Genomic DNA, 21,442 nt, shown 5'->3' with positions numbered 1-21,442 from the left:
TTAATCTCTCTGGAGGTTATTTTAACCATTTTATAATATTTTATACATAGGGGTAGGTTTGTATCATCTATCTTCCGTCAAGCTGTTTATGTATTCAAAAAAGTCTACTTCTTCAGCTTCCGCATATTCATATATAATAGAGCCCTTTTTTTCATAGGTTTCTATTAGTTCAATTTCTTTATCAGTTAAAGGGTCTTTTAATAAATCCTTAATGGCCTCTAAGTCATCTTGATGATAATAACAAGCAATTAATTGATTAAAGTGATTAATAAAGTAGATGGCCTTTATATCTCCACCGATATGATATAGATATCTTAATACATGATTGTTATTTTTATGAAATGCAACATACATGATCCCTTGATGGAATTTATACCTAATAAACTGATGGGCAGGGTCCTTTAGTGTTTGATCAATTTTCTCTAAATTACCCTTAATACGATATAAATTTATGTATTCTGGATTTTGAATTTCAACCGCTACTTCCTCTGGAGGGATCAACTGTCTTCTTAAAATTTTGGCATCTTTAATTCTGTAGGTTCCACTAGTTTTTGTCACTGTAACCCTCCACTTAAGACGGTAATAACTGCCTTTTACTTCTACAATCGTGTAGGTAATATATTGATCTTGTTGTATTGTATTCTTAATATTGTTTTTTAGTAATACTCCAGCCTTCTTTAGAGGCATATAATTGCTAATATCCTTTTGGGATAAATGAGTATAATCTAATAAATAGTCCATCCCTTCAAAATCCTTTGCAATTGTCCTCATAATGAAGAAATTGATTAGTTGGGGAGGTTGTACAATTTCTTCAAAAATTTTTTCATTTAACCGTCTAATCTCTTCACTTTTGAGATTAACAAAGGCTTTTAAAATAAATTGATAACCTTCTGGTCTTGGAAGAGGCTTTCTAAATCTTTTATTATCTTTAGCAAATCTTTGAATAAGAAAAAAAGCTTCTTTTCTAGTGAGGGGAATTGCCTCACCACCAAGATTCCCCATAAATTGTCCTGTATACCGATCAGTCTCTTCAATAGAAGCTGTCTTTGTACTGATATAGTCATAGATTCCATGTTCTTCTGCATCTAATAGAAACCACTGAACAAAATGATTATCTTCTCCAACCCAATGAAGTTTAAGGGCGACAACTCCCATTAATCGTGTTTTGGTACCAATAGCCGAATGAAAAAGATATCTACCTTTACTGTTAGTTTTTCCACCCTTTAAAACTGTTAATTTTCTATTTTCTGACATTAAGATCCTCCTTATATAGTCTGTAGGGAATATTTGAAAGGAGTAATATGAAAAAAGTATACTTAATAGAAATTAATCCCTTGTTATTATTAACAGAACTATTCTTTTTCATAAATAGTATTTATTTGTTTAAATTAATCCCTGTTGTAATTCCTGCCTACGCTGGCCGAGAATACAAAGGTATTTTTAGCCTCAAAGAAGTATTTTTTTATCCGAAGGAATATTTTTTTAGCTTTTTTTGTTTTTTATTGGGATTGATCTTTCTCTCTGGTATCCTTGTAAGAACCTTTTTATTTGCATTTTATCAATGGAAATTGGTAGGTTTTATTTTAAAGTTCTTCTTCACTTCCTGGAGTCTTTCAATTTTTGGTACTACAGTCTACATGTCTTTTCATTATATGGCTATTGAAGGATTAATTATTGGTCTCTTCACTTGTGGGTCTTATTTATTATTTTATTCAACACGAAAAGTACAAATCAATATGTAATCGGAGAGTATTATTTTTTTAAAAACAACCATACTATAATTGATACACCAATACAGATACATTAAAAAAAGGAGTTGATTTAGTATGGATAGACTGGCTCTTATCTTAGTCATTATTGGTGCTTTAAATTGGGGCTTAATTGGTTTATTCCGCTTTGACTTAGTTGCCTCATTATTTGGAGGACAAGAAGCTCTTTTAAGTAGAATTGTATATACCTTAGTTGGGGTAGCAGGTGCATATTGTATCAGCTTATTGTTTAGAGAAAGAACAACTGAAAGAGAATAATCAATAAATATTACCCTTGTCTCTTAAGGGTAATATTATTTTTTGTATCTATTTTCTATAGATGTTAATTAAGTCTTTAAAAGCAGCTGCCGCTGCTCCTCTAGGATCAGATTTACCGCCTATTGCAGCGATTTCTCCCATTAAGTCTGTATCAAATAATATTCCTTTATTTTTGTAATTAACTTGTGCTAAAAGATGTTCCGAAGATAATTCCACCGGTGCAACCTCTATTTGGATATCTCCATCTAACCGATATGCTCTACCTATGAGCTTAATTGTTCCGTTGGACTCTTTGGCATTAAATACATTTTGAAGCGTAACATCCTCTATCCCTTTTATTATGATATCCCCTAGCTGCTTTTTTGATCCCATGAGGGCCTTTGCTAGTATTAAAATTTTACATGCTGTATCAAAGCCACTAGTATCAAGATGATGGTTTTTCTCTGCTATTCCTGCCTCTATGGCCTCTTGTAGACAGGTTTCAAAGGATCTCTCTTCATCCATCATTTTTGATAATATATAATTTGTTGTTCCATTCAAAATTCCTACGATAGATTTAATTTCACAACCCGCCAAACTTCCTTCACCAATATCAATTGTTGGCAATGCTGCAGCTGTCGTTCCACTAAATTTAAAGCTTTTTTTATTTAACCTACAACCTTCCATTAACTCATCAAATGCTAATACTAATGGACCCTTAGCTAATGTGATGATATCCATTTTTTTCTTTATGGCTTCTTTTAGATGATCTAATGCTGCTCCTCCATCTTCTATAACTGTTGGTGAAGCTTCAATTAATACATCTGCCTTGGTCCTCATAATTCCGTAGATTCCTCGATATTCTTCTTTTGCTAATCCTGTGCTTTTTATTAGTTCTGAACCATATTTCCCTGTTAGAAGAAGATCCAGTTCAATCCCCTCATCTTTTACTATTCCCCATTGACTTCCTACTGCTGCCACTACTTTATATTTTATTCCATACTTTTCTTTGGATTCTTTTCTTTTTTCTTTCAGAATTTTAATAAATTCTATCCCTACTTTTCCAAGGCCAGATATTGCTATTTTAATCACATAGCTTCCCCCTTACATTTCTTTACTCATAGGGTTATCATACCCACTTCTATTTCGTATGTCAAATTATCTAAACATAAAAATAACAAGAAGATAAGGGAATCATTTAGTCTTTTGGCGTATTTATGCTCGAACTAATCCTGTAGATTCATCCCATATCTTCTTGTTGGTATTATTTTGGTTTTATTTTTAGATTATATGTCTGTTATTAAATGGTAAATGTTTTGTTGTGGTTATTTTGAAATATTTGACTATTTAAAAGCTAACGAGATATAATTTAAATGAGGAAATTATAATAAAATAAGAACACTTTAAGGAGGCGTGTTTGATTTGAATAAAAATATAATTAAGAAGTTAAAAGAAAGAGTAACCATACATTTAATTTCCATACTATCAATTATTCTATTACTAGTTTTTAGTTTCCAAACTTATCATACTAATTTGAGATTAAAAAATGATTTAGGTCGACATTTTTACTTTGAGACAACAACGCTATTAGATACAACACCCCTCCACATTCACCATTACCTTAAAGATACCTATAAACAAGCCATTGAACCTGAAATATTAAAAATATATGCAAATGAATTAGAGAAAGTGCATTATAGTTTTATGGGACATTTTCCAAAGGCTATCGAAAAAGTACCTGACTTAAGGTATTTCTCATTAAGTATAAAAAATGATATCGAAGATTTAGCCATTGCAATTGAACAAAATGAAGGTGATATTGTTATTGATGACCTTATCTCTAATATAGTGAAAAATACTGGTAATAGTATTAATGCAATGTCAATGTTAGAAGATAAGTTTGGTGTCCAATTAAACTATAGAAGCTGGTTTCAAGTATATGAAAAGCAAGAATTTATTGAGATTATCGAAAAAAATTTATTGTTGGGGAATTAAACAGTATCCTCAGAATTTATAAATGCTTATATTAAGAGAAGGCGATTACCTTCTCTTAATTCTTTTTAAAGTCAAAACTGCATTAGAAAATAATTAACAATAGACTTGGGATCACTATGCTTCAGCCAAAGACCGCTTAATAAAACCTTAAGGGTTTTAATCTTTTTAGCCAGCAGGAGTTCAACCTACCATTGATTCCTGACGGATTTAGGTAGTTTTCAAAATATCAGGGTTATGACTCGAAAGCCATTGTTTTTGGTTGTGAATAAAATACCTTTAACGCTACGTATAATTAAGAAACTTAATAATTATGGGTAGTTTTTTTGTAATCAAAGAAAAAAGGCGCTACCTTTAATGATTTGTAAAAATCATTTTAAGATAGCCCCTAGATTTGAGATATTGGCGGGAGTACGTGGGAATCGAACCCACCCAAGAGGCTATTAACCCCTCGAACTGGTTTTGAAGACCAGAGGGCACACCAGCACCCATCTACTCCCTTATGTTATGTTACTGATTGTTGACACTAGAACATTATAGCATACATGTTTTTTGATATCAACTTAAATTATGTTTATTTTCCAAGATAAAAGCTTATGTTCTATCAAACTTTCTTATAACGAATAGCGTTTTACCGTCTTTCTATTTAAACTTAATTATTAACTATTGTCTATTCGCTTCACATACCATAAGTTTTATTTTATTTTTTGAGGGATCTTCTACTGTTACAATTCCATTTTCCATTTGTATTAAATATCCAAGTTCCTTCAAGTGATTAACTGTTTTTTCCCTTGTTCCCTCGTTAGGAAACATAAGGGTGAAAAATCCCAATCCCACACTATTATCTTTAGGTGCTGGTGCTCCTAAACCCTTCCAGACATTAACAGCTACATGGTGGTGATATCCACCAGTGGAAAAAAAGATTGCTTGATCTGGATAACTCATCACAATATCAAAGCCTAATCCCTTCCGATAAAATTCCTCTGCAGCCTTCAACTCTGCAACACTTAAATGAATATGTCCCAGTAATGTCTCTTGGGGCATCCCTAGCCACTCTTCCTCCTCTGCCTTCGAAAGAAGGGCCTCCATATCTAATGCTTTTCCTTCTGCAACAATGAGCCCATTTTCCCATACCCATGTAGAGTCTGGAGTATCTGTATAAATTTCTATACCATTGCCGTCTGGATCTTGTAAATAAATGGCTTCACTTATTCCATGATGGGAGGCACCCTGTAATGGATAGCCTTCTGCAATTAATTTTTTTAATATTGCACCTAAGTCAGACGGTTGAGGTAGTAAAATCGCTATATGGTACAACCCTGTTGTTCTCTCTTCCTTTGGAAGGACTCCCTTAGGCTGGTGAATGGTGATTAATGGCTTCTTCCCATCTGCTGTTAGAAGCACCTTATCTTCACCCTTCTCTAATATGCTAAAACCTAAGATATCCTGGTAAAATCTAAGGGACCTTTCGATTTTACTTACCTTTATTTCAATTTGACCTACAAATAGATTAGGTTGACGATGGTATTTTGACATAATAAACACCTTCCTTTATTAGAAAGCCTAGTTTTATTATATATACCTTCCTTCACCTTTAATTAAACTAGATAATTTTTTCAAAAAATAATGGTAGTCCATTCAAGCTACCATTGGTATGACAAGGGAATTTATTTCTCTATCATAATTTTACACATTATCTGCTATTATCCATTTTGTAATTTTTTTACACTATAACTAATATTTGAGGAAATTGCATAATACCATAAACCTGAATTTATATTCGTTTTATGCAAAGGTGAAAGCTGAGTCGTGCATTGTGAAAAGCAGATGGCCGAAATCTTAGATTTCGAGGCAGTCGCTTTGTTATAAACTTTAATACTAATTACAAATGTTTATAATATTAAACTGTTAGTATGAAAGTTTCTAACATCATTTATATTACTCATTGAACACTAATCAGCGAAGTTTTCATTTTGCATTAATATAAATTTAATATTAATTATACAATTTCCTCATTTAAGTACGCTTTACCTAAAAAGTATTAAATCAAGATATTTTTTATTTTTCCAACCTGTGGAATTTATCAAGGCTCATTAGAGCCTTTAAGGTTAATTCACCAATCCACTCATGATAAGCTATTTTTAAATCTGTTAAATAAAATTCTTCTCCCCATGGAGGAAAAACTTTACCTTCTTTTTCTAATTCCTTAATTGTATAGTTTAGGTGGTTATTTACTTTTTCTTCTAAAACACCAAAAGGATTGGCCATAGAGTCCTTTACAAAATCCAGTGGCTTAGGGACATAATCCCACCACTTCTCATCGTCATATACAATTAATTGATCTACCGCTTCAGCAATTTTTACCTCTAGCCTTTTACGATGTTGGTCTGGTAAAGTTTCATATAGCTTAATATAACAGTATATTTCATGTTCAGACTGAAAGCTTTCCTTCTTTTCTATAGATTTTAAAGCATATTCTACAAGATCATCTACATCTAGTTTTTCTACATATTCTTTGTACTTATATAAATAGGCAATGATTTCAGCAGAAGGGTTTCCCCAACTTCTATCAATTACTGTCATCCCTTCTTCATGGTTGTATTGCCACCACGGAGCATGGGGAAAATCATTAACCTCCTTTGGAACTGCAAACCAGCCATTCCTCTTATCATCAAAAGATTTTTCTAGATATCCTAGGGCCTTTTTAATCATTACCTTAGCTTCTGGATGATCATCTATTTCAGATAAATGTCTTACGCCAACAGACGTTGCCATTGGTGAAGAGTAGGGCAGCCTAAAGTCTGATTCTAGCCCATGACCAAAGCCACCGTCATCATTCTGAAACTTCTTTAAATCTTGAATTATGCTATCCCCTGAAGCTTCCTCAAAATAATGTTTAAAGAGAGTTTTTTCTAATGGTCTCCCAAATTCCATTATTGATTCTTTAGCTTGAATAAATACATCCTTTTTCAATCTCTTCATATATTCCCCTCCTTCTAAATTTCTTTTCTAGTCATAATTAAGTAGATGATTCCCCCTATAGCAATAAAGGCTACAATATACGCCATGAAGTTAAAAGAAGTCTTTCCTGCTAAAAAAATTGCTGTTGGACCATCTGCTCCCCCTATAATTCCGATAGAAGATGCTTCTTTTTTCCCTAAAAGGATATTGAAAAATAACCTTGGTAGAAAAACATTCATAACTGTAATAATTGAAGTAATTACCGTAAGGGACAGCACTATCTTTTTCATAAGTTCCTTATTCAATCACTATTCCCCCTTAAAAATAGACTAATTTAATTTTCCACCTAACTTCCATTCTCTATTACGCTTCACCATTAAAAGGGAAATGCGTCCATTTTCATGGCCACTTTCGTCATAGGTATATAACTCTACTACTTTTTCCCTTTGGTTAAAAACCAGCAGCCAATCTAGTAATGAAGGGCCTCCAGTAGAAGATCCCTTAACTTCACTTCTCTGTATAAAAGTCTGAAGTTCATCCCAACTTATTGTTTCCCGCCTTAAGCTGTATTTTGAGTCTTTCTCTAGGCGATTCCACTCATCCTCATCTAATATCCTAGTGGGGTCACCATTCTCCCTTGCATCACTGATGATACTATTGGCTACAACATAGGGCTCCATCACCCTCATTTCAATATAGGTATAACCAAAGGCAGCAAATATAAAAGCTATTACTGTTAAAATACCAATCCATTTATTTGATAATTTTCTACCCATTTGATTCTCCTCTTTCTGTTCACTTCTTGTCATTTGCCATTTCATTTTCTATTTAATTTCAAAAGTATTCCAATCATTTTCCTTTGCCCACTTTAGCCGATCCTCAATCGTATTATAGTGCAATTCTAATTTATGGCCATCGGGGTCTAAAAAATAGAAGGAATCTCCCTCAGAAGTATTTTCCTTAAAGGTCTTAACCCCAGCAATTTCAAGTTCATTCTTCAACTGTTGAAAATCAGTTGAAAGCACATTAAAAGCAACGTGGGTATAATCTTGATTAGGTTCCTTTCTGGCCTTCTCATCAAGATTAAGGGCAATCCAAATGTTTCCAGCCAATAGATATGCGCCTTTATCCCATTGGGCAACCAGCTTCAGTTTTAATAAGTCTACATAAAAATGTATTGACTTATTTAGATCTTTGACAGCAAATGTAATATGGTTTATTCCATTGATCATATTATTCCTCCTAAAACCTCGTTATTTTATATAAAATTACATTATCTATATCCAATTTATTTTCATTTGAAGATGCAGTTTCTTCATAATTAAATTATATCGAACCCTTATAAGTCAAATACCGCCATAGCCATTCAAAGGGACCATATTGAAATTTCTTTAACCAGGCTTTACTGAATAACATTTGCCCAAAGTAGATAGATAGTGTCAGTAAAATAATTGATGTTATGCTAATCCTCTGAGCAAGACCTATTCCATAACCATAGAAAATTAAAGAACATAGAATACATTGAATAAGATAATTTGTTAAAGCCATCTGCCCCATATAACTTAAAGGCTGAAGGTATTTTCTAAAGTTAACTTTTTGATATAATAGCACAAGGCTAGTCATGTAAAATAAAGATAAGAAAATGGTGGCCATCTCTTTAAATAAGTGTATCACCCCATTATTTACCACAGGATTCAGTTTAATGATATTGAGCTGAATAAGGACATAGGCTATAGTGGAAAGCCATCCTACTACCCCGGTAATCTTCCAACTTTTACCTATAATGGCCTTATGTTCTTGTAAACTAGCATGTATTTTTCTCTTACCCACATATAAACCGATTAAAAACATCCCTAGAATTTTAGGAGCGATCCCAATTAAGTTAGCAAGTATTATCGGTAATTCCTTAGTTACTCTATAGCCTACAATTTCTCCATAGGACCCATTAGTATAAATTTCGATAGATTCTTCTGCCATTAGCTGCATACTAAGATTAGTTTCTTGAAATATCCCAGAGTTTGATAATTCAATGAAGTCATTTAAGATTACAAAACCGGCAATCATTAATAATGAAAAGGTCAATAGTATAATGATCCAATTTCTAACAGTCTTTACTTTACTATTTTTAAAAAGAATTAATATAAAGGCTACTAGTCCATAGGTGTGTAAAATATCACCATACCATACAAAAACGAAATGAAGAACCCCAAACAAAAATAAAATAATAGAACGACGTAAAAAAAGCTTCTTGGGTGAATTCGTTTTCGCCTCAGCCCTTTCAATAAATATGTAAAAACCTAAACCAAACAAAAATGAAAAAATGGTGTAGAACTTTCCTTCAGCAAAAACTTGGATTAACATTGCTGCAATTCTATTAGACAATAAATCTAATTCTAATGGATTTGAAAGGGGCAGATAGGAAGCGATCTTTCCATAGGCTGTAGCATACAGTGTTGAATTAAACATCACCATATTAACTAATAGCACACCAAAAAGGGCAAATCCCCTAACAATATCTAATTCTTTAATTCTCTCTTTGGTCGAAACAGGTTTCGCCAATTCTCCATTAATTTCTGTCATTTCTTTTCCTCCTTACTTATTTAATGAATTTCATACTCCCATAACTATGATTTTATATGTTTATTATGTGGGTTTTCGTTTTGCATTTATATAAATTATCTATAAAGTCTCCACAATTAAATAATTTAACTTCCTTTCTTTTTCCCTTTATTTACTCTGGGAATCTTTTCAAGTCTTCCCTCTTAAAAGTCCATTCGGGGGTAACAATCTTATCACCAGATTGATCTAGGGAGTACCATGGACTCAACCTTTCATCTATAGGATTAACTAAAATCTGAGTTTCTTGGGCTGGCATATAACTCTGGGCCAATAAAAATAGTCTTTCTCCTGTTCCTTCATTAATCGCCATATCTACAACAATAACTGCATGGCCAGGGCTTCCTCCTTGTATCAAAATATCTCCTATTTCCATTTCATTGAAATCTACTGTCTCTAACTCTGCTTCCAATGAAATTGTACCAGCATAGGCAAAAATAATATCCATATATCTTCTAAAATCTTGATAGGTGTTAGAAGCTTCTGTTCTTTTTTGCCAGTAGCTTCGGTTTCCCTCCACAACAATCCGATAACCCTCCATCCATTTACTATAATCTACTCTAAAGCCATTGGTAAAATTAAAATGAATTCGATGGTAATCCCCTATTTCATACAAATACTCTCCCCTAAGACGGATAATTGCATCTGCACATTGCTGTAGGTCACGGTCTCCGATCTCCATATCAATAACTGCCATATAAACATTGCTTTTTGTTTTCTCAACGCCATTGTAGTATAATACTGGCGAACCATGGGGCTTTAAAGGTAGCCCCCGTAAATAAGCACCAAAGGAACCCTCCTCTACAGCTACCCTCACAAAATTTAATGGAGGTAATATTCTTGTCTCTATATGAGCTCCATCCTCTATGATAAAGTTCTCTTCTTGGTCTATTTCAGCCTTTGGTGCTTCAACCACTATCTCCTCTTTTTTATCTTTAGTATCCTGATCCTTCAAAGAATCTCCACTACATCCAACCATTAATAAAAGTATAGATAGTAGAGTTATACAGTTAATAAACTTTTTATTTTCTCTTTTCATTTTTTTCTCCTTTATATAGTAATCACTAAAGCTAACTCTATCTTACCCTATAAACTGTTTTTTGTAAATTAATTACAGATATGAAAAAAAGACTGGTTCTTTCCAGTCTTTTCTTCTTGCTTATTTATTCTTTTTTCAAGGCGCTAATAGCGGCATACTCTCCACCAAGGCGACCTGAAGTAAAGGCGTATCCTATTCCAACTCCATTTCCTACATAAGTGTCGTTATAAAGAACCCCAGCTGCCTCTACTCCAACAGCATATAACCCCTTAATTGGCACACGCTCATCATTTAACACTTGGAAATTACGATTTACAATAATTCCTCCAATTGAGCCTAAATTATTTACTTCTGCAATAATAGCATAATAGGGCCCTTCTCCTAGTGGCAATAAGTAATCAGGAGATTTACCGAACTCCATATCAACACCTGTTGAAGTTGCTTCTTCATAGTTTCTAACTGTATCAACAAAAACAGCTACATCCATTCCTGCAGCAATGGCTAATTCTTCAAGGGTATTTCCCTTAAATCCATGACCATTTTCCACCATGGAATCAAATACTTCATCAGCATTAATCCAAGGATTCTCTAAAGTAAATTTTTCTCTAAAATCTGCATAGAATTCTGGTGGCATTCCTGGAAGGCTTGGTGCTTTTACTCCTGCCATTCCTTCTGCCATTAGGGTGTTAAGTTGAGTCTGAGAAATAATTACATAATGGTGAGAACCATGAAAAGCACTGGTATTGGCTGCCGCTACTGCTTTTAATGTGGCGGCTTCATCCCTAAATCTAGCCCCAGATGTACCAACATTAATAAAATTTGGAAGATAAGTTAGCATTAGGGGATAACTTGCTTCAAAGGAATCATATTGAGTTTTTAATTTTGTTGTCGCCCTTGCTAAGGTTTGATGAAGCATTTGTCCTCCAATATTATCAGGAACCCTTGCCCCTGCTTCCCAAGCCATTTTAATTCCTTCTCCAACATTTTGTCCCAAACCACCATTAACACCTTCAAAACCAAAGTACTCTTTTACCATCTCTGCATTAGCTGCATATCCTCCTGTTGCCATAACAACACTTTTAGCCGTTATTTCTAACCTAGTTCCATCGGCCTTTTCTGCAACTACTCCGATTACTTCGCCATCGGAATTTGTTATTAATTGTTGAGCTGTTGTTTCTGTTATGACTTTTCCACCCTGTTTTTCTACGGAATCTGCCAACATCTCCCTTAAGGTAGCTTCTCTAGTATCATAAGCTGGTAAAGCATGCATTTGTTCTCCAGAGAAATTAAGGAATTGAGTAACATAACCTTTGTCCTTTAACCAATCATAAACTTTTCCTGACTCAGTTACATACTTCCTAATGACAGAAGCATCCACTCTCCAATGGTTATCTTCTATCCAGTCACTAATTTCCTTTTCTTGATCTATTACCAGTCCATTTTCAACAGCTACAGAGGAGTTATAGAATTTTCCTGCCCATGATAGGTTACTTGCCCCACCAATTACAGCAGTTTTTTCAAGAATAATCACCTTTGCCCCTTCATCTGCAGCTGCAATAGCAGCTGATACTCCCGAAGCCCCTGCTCCTATTACAACAACGTCGGTTTCTAATTTTTCTACAACACCCTCTCCAGGTCTTTTAAAGGTATTGGCTTTTAATGCTTCAACATCTCCGCCAGCTTTATTAACAGCATCTTCAAGGGTCTCTAATAATCCTTTACTTGAAGCCGTTGCCCCCGAAACAACATCAACGGCAAGGGTTTGCCCCGCTAATACCTGTCCTTTAATTCTGTCAAAGGCAGCATCACCTAGACCTGCGGTTTCTGAATGACTGATAATTTCTATATCGGTTATTTCTGTTTCACTAAAGGTAACTTCGACAAGTATTGGTCCACCAAAACCCTTTCCTTCAACCTGATAGACCCCTTCTGTATATCCTCCTATAGAGGGGGTTGTTAATTCTTGAGTACATCCACTTAACAGGGATATTAACATCAACATACAAATTGAATAAATAAACATCCTGTTGATCGTTCTTTTCTTGCTCATTCTTGTTCCTCCTATTTCTATTATTGAATAGCTCCTAACCTACCTTTATTCTAGGATAAGCTGGACTATAGAAATAGTTTAAACCTTGGTCCTACTCCAAGGTCAATAAGTTTGTTAAAAAACGAACTAAAAAAAATGAGTTTAGCCTGAAATTGGGATGTTTACTTCTATGTAATAGTGATTTTCCCCATCTGTTTTTTCTGGAAGTATAATCTTCCCTATAATATCTCCTGTAATGCTATACTGATGTTCCTTTATGTAATCCAGCATAAAATCTAAGGATTCCTTCGTAATATTCTCCTTTTCAGAAAGGAAAATAACAGATGAAAGATAGGTATTTGGCTGTATGTATTCAACATTATCGTTGACTTCAATCCCATGGTCTAATACCTCATTTTCTAAAATAGCTAGCCCCCAGCTATACCGAAAGAGATCATTTACTTCTTCTATTCTAAAACAATAAAATGTAAAAGGTAGGGTATCCATCCATTTAGTTACAATTTTTCTTAAGGCAGGGTCTTTTAATAGGGTATTTTTATCGGTTTGTTTTAAACGATAGATCCCTGAAATTTCTTTTATTTTACATCGATTGATTGATTCTTCTATAGCCTTTATCTCTTGGTTAATTTCAGTAATTTTATTTAAAAGCAGCGTCTTTCTTCGAACTACTTCAGCTAAATTTTTTTGTATACCTTCCATTTTATCTAAAATACCATTGATAGAAGAAACCTTTGTAAGTTCTGCAGTATCTTGAAGGGGGATTTGAATACTTCTATACCAGCGACTAATTAAGAGATTACGTGCATCTAAATCATTAAAAAATCGGTAATTTTTACTATTTTTAGTTGGTTTTATGATTCCATGTTTTTCATAAAGCCTAAGGGTATCGGCAGTAACCCCTAACATATCTGAGAATTCTCCTATGGAATATTTCATGTTAACCCTCCTTTGCGTCTAATGAACATAAAACCACCAAAGGTTATCCCTCTAAGTGGTTTCATTTTATTTACCCTCCTTAAAAGGGCTCAAAGACCAATTTCCATTCACCTAAATCATTTTTATATTGAAATGCTTTTTCCTTGTATTCTACCACATCTCCATTTTTTAATTTCTCATGATAGTCTAAAGAGATGATCCCCCCATCTTCTGTTTTCGTGATAATATATGAATCAATAGTAAATGCCTCAACATCAGCTTTATAAGATCGTATATACTGATAGAATATTGAGTAATCTAAATTGTATTCAAGGGGACGATAGATTTCATCGAATGCCCATCGATAATTCTCATCAGCTATATTGGTAAGATAGCTTTGTAATACTTCTATAGGTGTTGGGAATGGTTTGTTAATTATCCTTTCATTTCGGATATAGGGCTCCTTTAAGGATAAATTAGACTGATATTTATCAATTCGTTCTCCTTCTATTAAAATCTGTACCTCTTTAATATTTTCTAATTCTGTTAGGGTATTGACGATCGAATAGATGGTAGTTGTTTCTGCCATTTCTCCACCTCTGAAATTAGTTACAAACTCCCGTGAAAAATTTACATAACTGGTGCCATTAACAGTTAAAACTGAGAAAAACCTCGTTTGTGGAGGTATGGTAGGAGAAAGGGTTCTATTTCTGGGTCCATTAATTAATTCCCTTAAAAGGGCTTCCTCCTTAGATTCTACCGTTCGTTCAACCGCCCGTTGCTCTCTACTTAAATATTCATTTTCAGCATTAGCAAAATAAATATTAACCAATTCAACTGTCCTTTCACGATTTGGGGCTATTTCCAAGGGAGCTTTTCCAATATCATCATCTAAATATTGGATACCAACACATCGGGTCATTAATATAACAAAAAGAAAAATCAGAAAAAGTGTTAGCCAAATATTCTTTCTCATATGGCACCCCCTTAAATTGATATTATTATACTACAGTTATGGATTCAATTGCATTGGTAACTTTATGGAGAAGGATGTACCTACATTTACCTTACTTTCTACCTCTAAAGACCCTTGATGTAGACTAATAATTTGATGGGATATTGATAAACCTAAACCTGTACCACCTGTCTTTCTTGACCTAGCACTATCTACTCTATAAAACCGCTCAAAGATATAGGGTAAACTTTCTTCAGGTATACCAATTCCATTATCGTCGATTCTAATAACTACATATTTTCCTTCTTTCAATATACTGACTACAACCTTGCCACCATCGTCAGTATACTTTACAGCGTTATAGATGATATTCATTAAAGCTTGATATATTTTACCTTTATCTAAATAGATCTGGATTTTTTCCCATTGATTAACTAGTACTTTTATATTCTTTTTATCAGCCAATGGTTTGATACTATGGACTACCTTTTCAACTAGATAATTAACATAGGTTAGTTCGAAGTCTAATTGTAGCTTTTCCTCATTCATATCAACCATAGTTAATAAACTTTCAATAATCTCATTTAATCGATCTATTTCACTATCAATATCTTGTAAAAATTCTCTATAGACCTCAATCGGCGTATCTGGTTGAGTTAGAATCGACTCTGAAAGTAACTTCATTGAACTTAAGGGGGTTTTTAGCTCATGGGATACGTTAGCGACAAAATCCTGTCTTTGTTTTTCGATATGGCTTAACTTTGTACTCATATAGTTATAGGCTTTACCTAATTGCCCTATTTCATCGTTTCCTTCCAGTTCTACCTTCTCATTTAGCTTCCCAAGGGCCGTCTTTTGCATTGCTTCAGTTAATTGTTTAATGGGCCCCGATATTAAATTTGAAAAAAGCAAACTGATTGTTGCAATTAAAACCAGCGTCATAAAGGATATAATGAGAAGAAAATTTTTAATATTATTTAGTCGGTGATAAGTCCCTTCAAGAGATACAGATAAAAATACCGACCCTAAAATTTTCTCATAATAAGTAATCGGTACCCCTATATACATTGTTTTACCATATTTGCTTAGTTCATAGATATTAGCAATATTTTCTCCCTTAAGGGCTCTATCCACCTCTAATAAATCCACATACTGATTTTTGTAGTCATGTAGGGAGTCGTACATTACTTGATTCCCTCTATCAACTACAAGAATTCGACCATCAATTAGGCGACTTACTTCCTCCATCATTTGACTTAAAAGAAGTTGATCGAAGGCCTCTTCCTCTTCATTAATTGACAGCCTTATTCTATTAGATAAAATATTGGCTTGGGCTATATAACTTACTTCCCGTTCTGCAATATAGTTGTTTTTTATTGTTTCATAAACAAAGATATTAATGATGATCAAAGCAATAATAAGTAATAATAAATAGGTGGACAAAAGCTTCCACCTAATACTTATAAATTTGCTACTTGTTCCTAAAATAATACCCTACCCCCCATTTTGTCAAAATATATTCTGGATGACTGGAGTTTTTTTCTATTTTTTCCCTTAAGCGCCTTACATGCACGTCAACTGTTCTAAGGTCTCCAAAATATTCATAACCCCAAATTATTTCTAGAAGTTCTTCTCTTGCATAAACTTTGCCTGGGTTGGAAGCTAATAGTAGAAGAAGGTCAAATTCCTTTGCAGTAAGGTTAATTTCAACGTCTCTTATGGATACTTTTCTACCTAATGTATTCATTTTAAAATCATCTATTTTAATAATCCTATCTACGGTACTATTGTCATTATTTTGGAACCTCCTTGATACAGCTTTAATCCTTGCCTTAAGCTCCAATATGTTAAAAGGCTTAGTCAAATAATCGTCGGCACCGTATTCTAACCCCAAAATTTTGCTCATATCTTCACCTTTAGCCGTAAGCATTATGATTGGCGTTTGCTGGTCTTCACGAATCCTTTGACAGACCTGTAATCCATCAATCTTTGGTAACATTAAATCTAATAGGATCAAATCTATCTTTTCGTTTCTGGCTTTTTCGAGGGCTTCTTCACCATCAACCGCAGTAATTACTTCATAACCGTCCTGTTCTAAGCTATATTTTAACCCCTTTACTAATATTGGCTCATCATCAACAATTAAAATTCTATTTGCCATTACAATCACCTCTTAATTATTATTATTCCAAAAATAAGGTATTTTAACTGCTCTTTGGGTTGTCCGTTTCTTTCTCTACCTACCATTATATACAATATTTAACTCTATGGAAAGGAGAAAGATTACCTTATAAAGACAGTGACTAATGAGCCACTGTCTTTAAATAGTTTTTGCCATGAATACTTAAATAAGATCATTAATAAAGAACTCTGGTATCCTCATTCCGCTTAGTAATCTTATTATTATCAAAGTACTCCAATATAGCAACTGCATATTTACGGCTAGTATCTAACATATCTCTAAATTCTGCTAAAGTGATACTACCCTTTTCTTTTATAAAGGTGATTAAATTATCCTGTGCCTTTTTTAATGCTTCTCGATCTATGATGATTTCAGCATTTAGCCTAATCAACTCATTACCAATTAGAATCTCAACAACTTGATCTATTTCTTGTTTTTTAAAGTTAAGTTCCTTTATCACATCTTCAATTTTAGGAGGACTATAGGGTTCTCTTAAAAAGGCTTCGATTATTTTGTCTTTAATTTTATGTTGAGTTTCGTTCATTTGAATTTCAAAATGATAGAGGGCTACAAACTTCTCACTAACTTTTATCACTTCATCTTTTTGTAATACTTCAATTAAAGCATCAATAACCTTTGCTTTTTTCTTAGGAAAAACTTTACTTTTCAATTCTTCCTTAAGTATTCCTTTTCTTAATGGGTTCTCTTGATGATATATTGAAAGTAGCTCTATAATCTGTTTTTTAAGTTTCTCGTAATATTTAATATGGATAATATAGTCATCTTCCAATTGTAATACACGATTTTTCTCAACAAGGGGTTCAAGAAGCCCATGGATTTCAGACGATTGTTGCCCAGTCATCTTAGCTAACAATGATACATCTGGAAAATCACTACTAATACTTTCAATTTTTTTCTCTAAAATTTCTTCTGGCGTTCCCTTTTCCTTCATTTTTAGCTCTTGTATAACCTCTTCATTAAAACGTCTATGCTTTTTAGGATTTGAATCAATCACCACAAATCCCCCTATGGTCTCCATAGGAGAATAGAAGCGAACAACAATATGGTCTCCTTTTTTTACAGCAGTTTCTTCCTCTAATCTTAATTGAACTAACCCAGTATCCCCCGGCCCTAATTCTTCTTGATCTAGCAGGGCTACCCTTGCAAGTATTTCAGTAGAACCATGATACAACCTTACCCTATCTCTATTTTGCAACTTTCTTGGATAGTTTTTTAAGACTTGTATCTTACCGTCCAACATCATCGTTGTTTCCATAGAGTTTACCTGAACTAATATTTGACCTCTTTCAATATCTTCTTTCTTCACATTAGCTAAGTTAATTGCCACCCTTTGGCCTGCATAGGCAGTCTCAACAGATTTACCATGGACCTGTATATTACGAATCCTTACCTTTACATGGTCAGGTAGAATCTCTAAAGTTTCTTCAACAGTTATTTTCCCTTCAATTAGGGTTCCAGTCACTACTGTACCAAAACCAGTAATCGTAAATACCCTATCTATAGCCATCCTTGCTGGAGATTGTATGTCTCTACTTTCGGTTTCTTCAGTAAGGCAATCTATTTTCTCTACCAACTCTTGAATTCCTGTTCCTTTAATTGAGTCTACCATCAGAATTTCTGCTTCTGCCAAAAATGTTCCCTGCACTTTTTCCCTAATATCCTCTTTAATTAACTCTAGCCAATCTGAATCAACCAAACTAACCTTAGTTAACACGATAACTCCCTTTTTTATCTTCAACTGTGAAAGAATATCTAAATGCTCTCTAGTCTGAGGCATAACCCCTTCATCGGCAGCAATAACTAGCATAACAATATCCATACCACCTACACCAGCCAACATATTACGAATAAATTTTTCGTGGCCAGGTACGTCTATTATCCCTGCCCTTTTCCCACTAGGAAGGTCAAAATGGGTAAATCCTAAATCAATTGAAATTCCACGTTTCTTTTCCTCTTTTAGACGATCAGTATCTCTTCCAGTTAAGGCTCTAATTAAAGTTGTCTTCCCATGATCTATATGTCCTGCCGTCCCGATTATGATGTGTTTCACTAGATTCCCTCCTTAACTTAAAACCCTTTTTAAGGCTTCACAAATAAAGCTATAGTCCCTTTCTTTTATTGTACGAAGATCAATAATTAATTTATCATCTTGAATTCGTGTAATAATGGGGGTTGGCTGCATTCTTAATTTCTCTTCCAGCTGGTTCACCGTTAGCTTTCGAGAAGTTAGTTGTAGTACTTTTGTTGGTAACTTTTCAAGGGGTAAAGAGCCCCCTCCTACTTGAGAAAAATCATCCATCATTTCAATAGACAAATCTAACTTTTCCTTCAATAGGTCATTCATTAATTCAACAGCTTTCTGGCGAATAGGTTCAATTCCTTCTGTAATCATTCTTAAGGTAGGGAGCTTTTTAATTGCCTCATCTTCATTTAAGTAAAACTTAAGGGTAGCTTCCAATGCTGCCATTGTTAGTTTATCAACTCTAAAGGCTCTAGTTAATGGATTTTGCTTCATTTTATCTATCCAGTATTTTTTCCCAATAATGATTCCTGCTTGGGGTCCTCCCAGCAACTTATCTCCACTGAAGGTAATAATATCAACACCAGCTTCAACGCTATCCTGTACAGTTGGCTCGTAGCTTAATCCATATTTCTGAAGATTGATTAACACGCCGCTACCTAAATCTTCTACTACTGGAATATTGATTTTCTTCCCCAATTCAACCAGCTCTTTAAGGGAAACCTCATGGGTAAAACCAAGGATTTTATAATTACTGGTATGAACCTTTAATAAAGCAGCGGTGTCTTCACTAATGGCATTTTCGTAATCCCTTAGGTGGGTTTTGTTTGTGGCGCCTACATCAACCAATTTAGCCCCACTTTGCTCCATTACCTCTGGAATTCGAAAGGAACCTCCTATTTCTACTAGTTCTCCCCTCGAAACAATTACTTCCTTATTTTTAGCCATTGTCCCCAATACTAACAATACAGCGGCTGCATTGTTGTTAACCACCATAGCATCTTCTGCTCCTGTTATATTTTTAATAATATCGACAACGTGACTATAGCGACTTCCCCGTTTTCCTGTATTAACATTAATCTCTAAAGTAGAGTAGCCCGAAGCTACCGACCAAACCGTTTCCTTTATTTCATCACTTAATAGTGCTCTACCTAAGTTTGTATGTAAAACAACACCTGTTCCATTAATTACTTCCCTTAAATTCATTTCCATAAACTCGTAACAAGACTTTACGATAAATTTAACAAGTCCTTCTACATCAATCCGATAATCCTGTAGCTTGTCCTCCTTCATACTGAGGACCTTATTTCTTTCTCTTTGAATACTCTCTCTAATTTTTGACAATACAACACGTCTAGGGATCTCCCCCAATATATTAATCACTTCTTCATGATTTAGCAGCTCATCAACTGAAGGTAGTGTGCTAAGTAATTTTCCCTTATTCATTCAGTTCACTCCTCATAAAAATCTTCCTCTAAATTATAGCATATTTTACTAATTAGTATACTATAAGATGTTCTTGCTCTAACGTGCATAAATTAACCTAGTGGAATTTACCACCAGGCTTCTTTCAATTTAGAGTTAACGTTAAAATTTATAAGACTAATTTTAAAGAGTTAAGCATCCCCCTATTAGTTCTTAAACTATTTAACAAATAGCGTAAACTCCCTTTTTTCTACTACTTTACCCACTATAGCGTATTGATTCTTATTAACTTTCCTTAAGGCCTCAATTGCTTCGTCTGCATCATCTTGATGGATGGCAATTAACAATCCACCAGAGGTTTGTGGATCATACAGCAAGTCTTCAATTACTTCTTTGATCGGTTCTAGCCTTTTTACCTCATGGTCTATATGCTTTTTATTTGCATACATTCCTGCGGGTATAATTCCCATTTCAGCTAACTCCTTTGCACCTTCTAAAATTGGTACATTACTACTATCAATTTCGATACTTACACCACTGCCTTTAGCCATTTCATAGGCATGACCTAAAAACCCAAAGCCGGTAATATCAGTACATGCAGAAATCCTTAAGTGGTCTAGGGCTTCTATGGCATATTTGTTTAGTGTCACCATTGTCTCTACTGCGTTTTGATATTGTTCTTGGGTGGCAATGTCAGCCTTTATAGCTGTATTTAATACGCCTAAGCCTAGGGGTTTTGTTAAAATTAAAAGATCCCCTATTTTTGCAGTTGCATTTGCTAAAACTTTAGTTGGATGTATAAGCCCAGTTACAGATAATCCATATTTGGGTTCTTGGTCTTCAACGGTATGACCCCCTACTAGAAGGGCACCTGCTTCAACTATTTTATCTGCTCCACCCCTTAAAATTTCTCCTAACATTTCCATTGGTAAGCAACTTGGAAAACAAACAATATTCATGGCTGTAAGGGGTTTTCCTCCCATGGCATAGACATCACTTAGAGAATTTGCTGCAGCAATTTGGCCATAAGTATATGGATCATCGACAACTGGTGTAAAGAAATCTAAAGTTTGTATTATGGCTGTTTCGTCATTCAATTGGTATACAGCCGCATCATCAGAAGTATCTAATCCTACAAGAAGTCTATCACTGTTCATCTTTGGTAAATGGCACAGTACCTGTGCCAGGACATCAGGCCCTATTTTGGCAGCTCAGCCAGCGCTGGTTGTCATTTGAGTTAATCTATTTTCTTTTGTCATA

The 21,442-nt window shown here is 34.3% G+C and carries 19 protein-coding genes and 1 tRNA gene; 2 read left to right on the top strand and 18 right to left on the bottom strand.

All coding sequences use genetic code 11. The features are described from left to right. Window positions 1-63: 63 nt before the first annotated feature. The gene (locus T335_RS0100260) at window positions 64-1,254 is read right to left on the bottom strand and encodes a hypothetical protein (protein ID WP_026475743.1); all 1,191 of its coding nucleotides are present in this window, start codon (window positions 1,252-1,254) and stop codon (window positions 64-66) included. Between the two features lie 572 nt (window positions 1,255-1,826). On the opposite strand from T335_RS0100260, the gene T335_RS0100250 reads away from it, so the two are divergent. Next, window positions 1,827-2,027 carry a DUF378 domain-containing protein gene (locus T335_RS0100250; RefSeq protein ID WP_026475741.1) on the top strand — a complete coding sequence of 67 codons (201 nt, stop codon included), beginning with the start codon at window positions 1,827-1,829 and terminating at the stop codon, window positions 2,025-2,027. 48 nt (window positions 2,028-2,075) lie between these two features. On the opposite strand, the gene T335_RS0100245 is transcribed toward T335_RS0100250, so the two are convergent. Next, window positions 2,076-3,098, bottom strand: a complete 1,023-nt coding sequence (locus tag T335_RS0100245) for a homoserine dehydrogenase (RefSeq protein ID WP_026475740.1) — start codon at window positions 3,096-3,098, stop codon at window positions 2,076-2,078. Between the two features lie 330 nt (window positions 3,099-3,428). Here T335_RS0100245 and T335_RS0100240 point away from each other — a divergent pair, with 330 nt between their 5' ends. Continuing rightward, window positions 3,429-4,001, top strand: coding sequence for a hypothetical protein (locus tag T335_RS0100240; RefSeq protein WP_026475739.1), 573 nt, complete (start codon window positions 3,429-3,431; stop codon window positions 3,999-4,001). A 400-nt stretch (window positions 4,002-4,401) separates the two neighbouring features. Here T335_RS0100240 and T335_RS0100235 read toward each other — a convergent pair. From T335_RS0100235 to selD, 16 genes are all read right to left on the bottom strand, one after another. Further along, window positions 4,402-4,498, bottom strand: a tRNA-Sec gene (locus T335_RS0100235). Between the two features lie 163 nt (window positions 4,499-4,661). Continuing rightward, window positions 4,662-5,534 carry a VOC family protein gene (locus T335_RS0100230; protein WP_026475738.1) on the bottom strand — a complete coding sequence of 291 codons (873 nt, stop codon included), beginning with the start codon at window positions 5,532-5,534 and terminating at the stop codon, window positions 4,662-4,664. A gap of 522 nt (window positions 5,535-6,056) precedes the next feature. Then, entirely contained in the window at window positions 6,057-6,980 is a 924-nt protein-coding gene (locus T335_RS0100225; RefSeq protein WP_026475737.1) for a prenyltransferase/squalene oxidase repeat-containing protein, read from the bottom strand. Between the two features lie 14 nt (window positions 6,981-6,994). After that, window positions 6,995-7,264, bottom strand: a complete 270-nt coding sequence (locus tag T335_RS19500; protein ID WP_034327360.1) for a sodium ion-translocating decarboxylase subunit beta — start codon at window positions 7,262-7,264, stop codon at window positions 6,995-6,997. Between the two features lie 24 nt (window positions 7,265-7,288). After that, window positions 7,289-7,735, bottom strand: coding sequence for a hypothetical protein (locus T335_RS0100215; protein ID WP_026475736.1), 447 nt, complete (start codon window positions 7,733-7,735; stop codon window positions 7,289-7,291). A 48-nt stretch (window positions 7,736-7,783) separates the two neighbouring features. Then, the gene (locus T335_RS0100210; RefSeq protein ID WP_026475735.1) at window positions 7,784-8,191 is read right to left on the bottom strand and encodes a fosfomycin resistance glutathione transferase; all 408 of its coding nucleotides are present in this window, start codon (window positions 8,189-8,191) and stop codon (window positions 7,784-7,786) included. 94 nt (window positions 8,192-8,285) lie between these two features. Next, window positions 8,286-9,539, bottom strand: a complete 1,254-nt coding sequence (locus T335_RS0100205; protein WP_026475734.1) for a DUF418 domain-containing protein — start codon at window positions 9,537-9,539, stop codon at window positions 8,286-8,288. Between the two features lie 151 nt (window positions 9,540-9,690). Then, entirely contained in the window at window positions 9,691-10,614 is a 924-nt protein-coding gene (locus T335_RS0100200; protein ID WP_051569046.1) for a DUF4846 domain-containing protein, read from the bottom strand. Between the two features lie 124 nt (window positions 10,615-10,738). Further along, window positions 10,739-12,664, bottom strand: a complete 1,926-nt coding sequence (locus tag T335_RS0100195) for an FAD-dependent oxidoreductase (protein WP_026475732.1) — start codon at window positions 12,662-12,664, stop codon at window positions 10,739-10,741. Between the two features lie 141 nt (window positions 12,665-12,805). Next, a complete protein-coding gene (locus tag T335_RS0100190; protein ID WP_026475731.1) occupies window positions 12,806-13,600 on the bottom strand; it encodes a MerR family transcriptional regulator in 795 nt (264 codons plus the stop codon). A gap of 79 nt (window positions 13,601-13,679) precedes the next feature. Next, window positions 13,680-14,555, bottom strand: a complete 876-nt coding sequence (locus T335_RS21420) for a GerMN domain-containing protein (RefSeq protein ID WP_051569044.1) — start codon at window positions 14,553-14,555, stop codon at window positions 13,680-13,682. 36 nt (window positions 14,556-14,591) lie between these two features. Further along, on the bottom strand, window positions 14,592-15,977 hold the full coding sequence (locus T335_RS0100180) for a sensor histidine kinase (RefSeq protein ID WP_242837231.1): 1,386 nt from the start codon (window positions 15,975-15,977) through the stop codon (window positions 14,592-14,594). 28 nt (window positions 15,978-16,005) lie between these two features. Further along, a complete protein-coding gene (locus T335_RS0100175) occupies window positions 16,006-16,695 on the bottom strand; it encodes a response regulator transcription factor (protein ID WP_026475729.1) in 690 nt (229 codons plus the stop codon). Between the two features lie 196 nt (window positions 16,696-16,891). After that, on the bottom strand, window positions 16,892-18,787 hold the full coding sequence (gene selB, locus T335_RS0100170; RefSeq protein ID WP_026475728.1) for a selenocysteine-specific translation elongation factor: 1,896 nt from the start codon (window positions 18,785-18,787) through the stop codon (window positions 16,892-16,894). 12 nt (window positions 18,788-18,799) lie between these two features. Then, window positions 18,800-20,203 carry an L-seryl-tRNA(Sec) selenium transferase gene (gene selA / locus T335_RS0100165; protein WP_026475727.1) on the bottom strand — a complete coding sequence of 468 codons (1,404 nt, stop codon included), beginning with the start codon at window positions 20,201-20,203 and terminating at the stop codon, window positions 18,800-18,802. 197 nt (window positions 20,204-20,400) lie between these two features. After that, a complete protein-coding gene (selD, locus tag T335_RS0100160) occupies window positions 20,401-21,441 on the bottom strand; it encodes a selenide, water dikinase SelD (RefSeq protein WP_156943596.1) in 1,041 nt (346 codons plus the stop codon). Window position 21,442: the final 1 nt, after the last annotated feature.

It is taken from the genome of Alkaliphilus transvaalensis ATCC 700919 (assembly GCF_000621485.1).
In the GTDB taxonomy this organism is placed as follows: Bacteria; Bacillota; Clostridia; order Peptostreptococcales; family Natronincolaceae; genus Alkaliphilus; species Alkaliphilus transvaalensis.
Note: the sequence above shows the minus strand (reverse complement) of the source record. Positions and strands in the feature narration are given on the sequence as shown.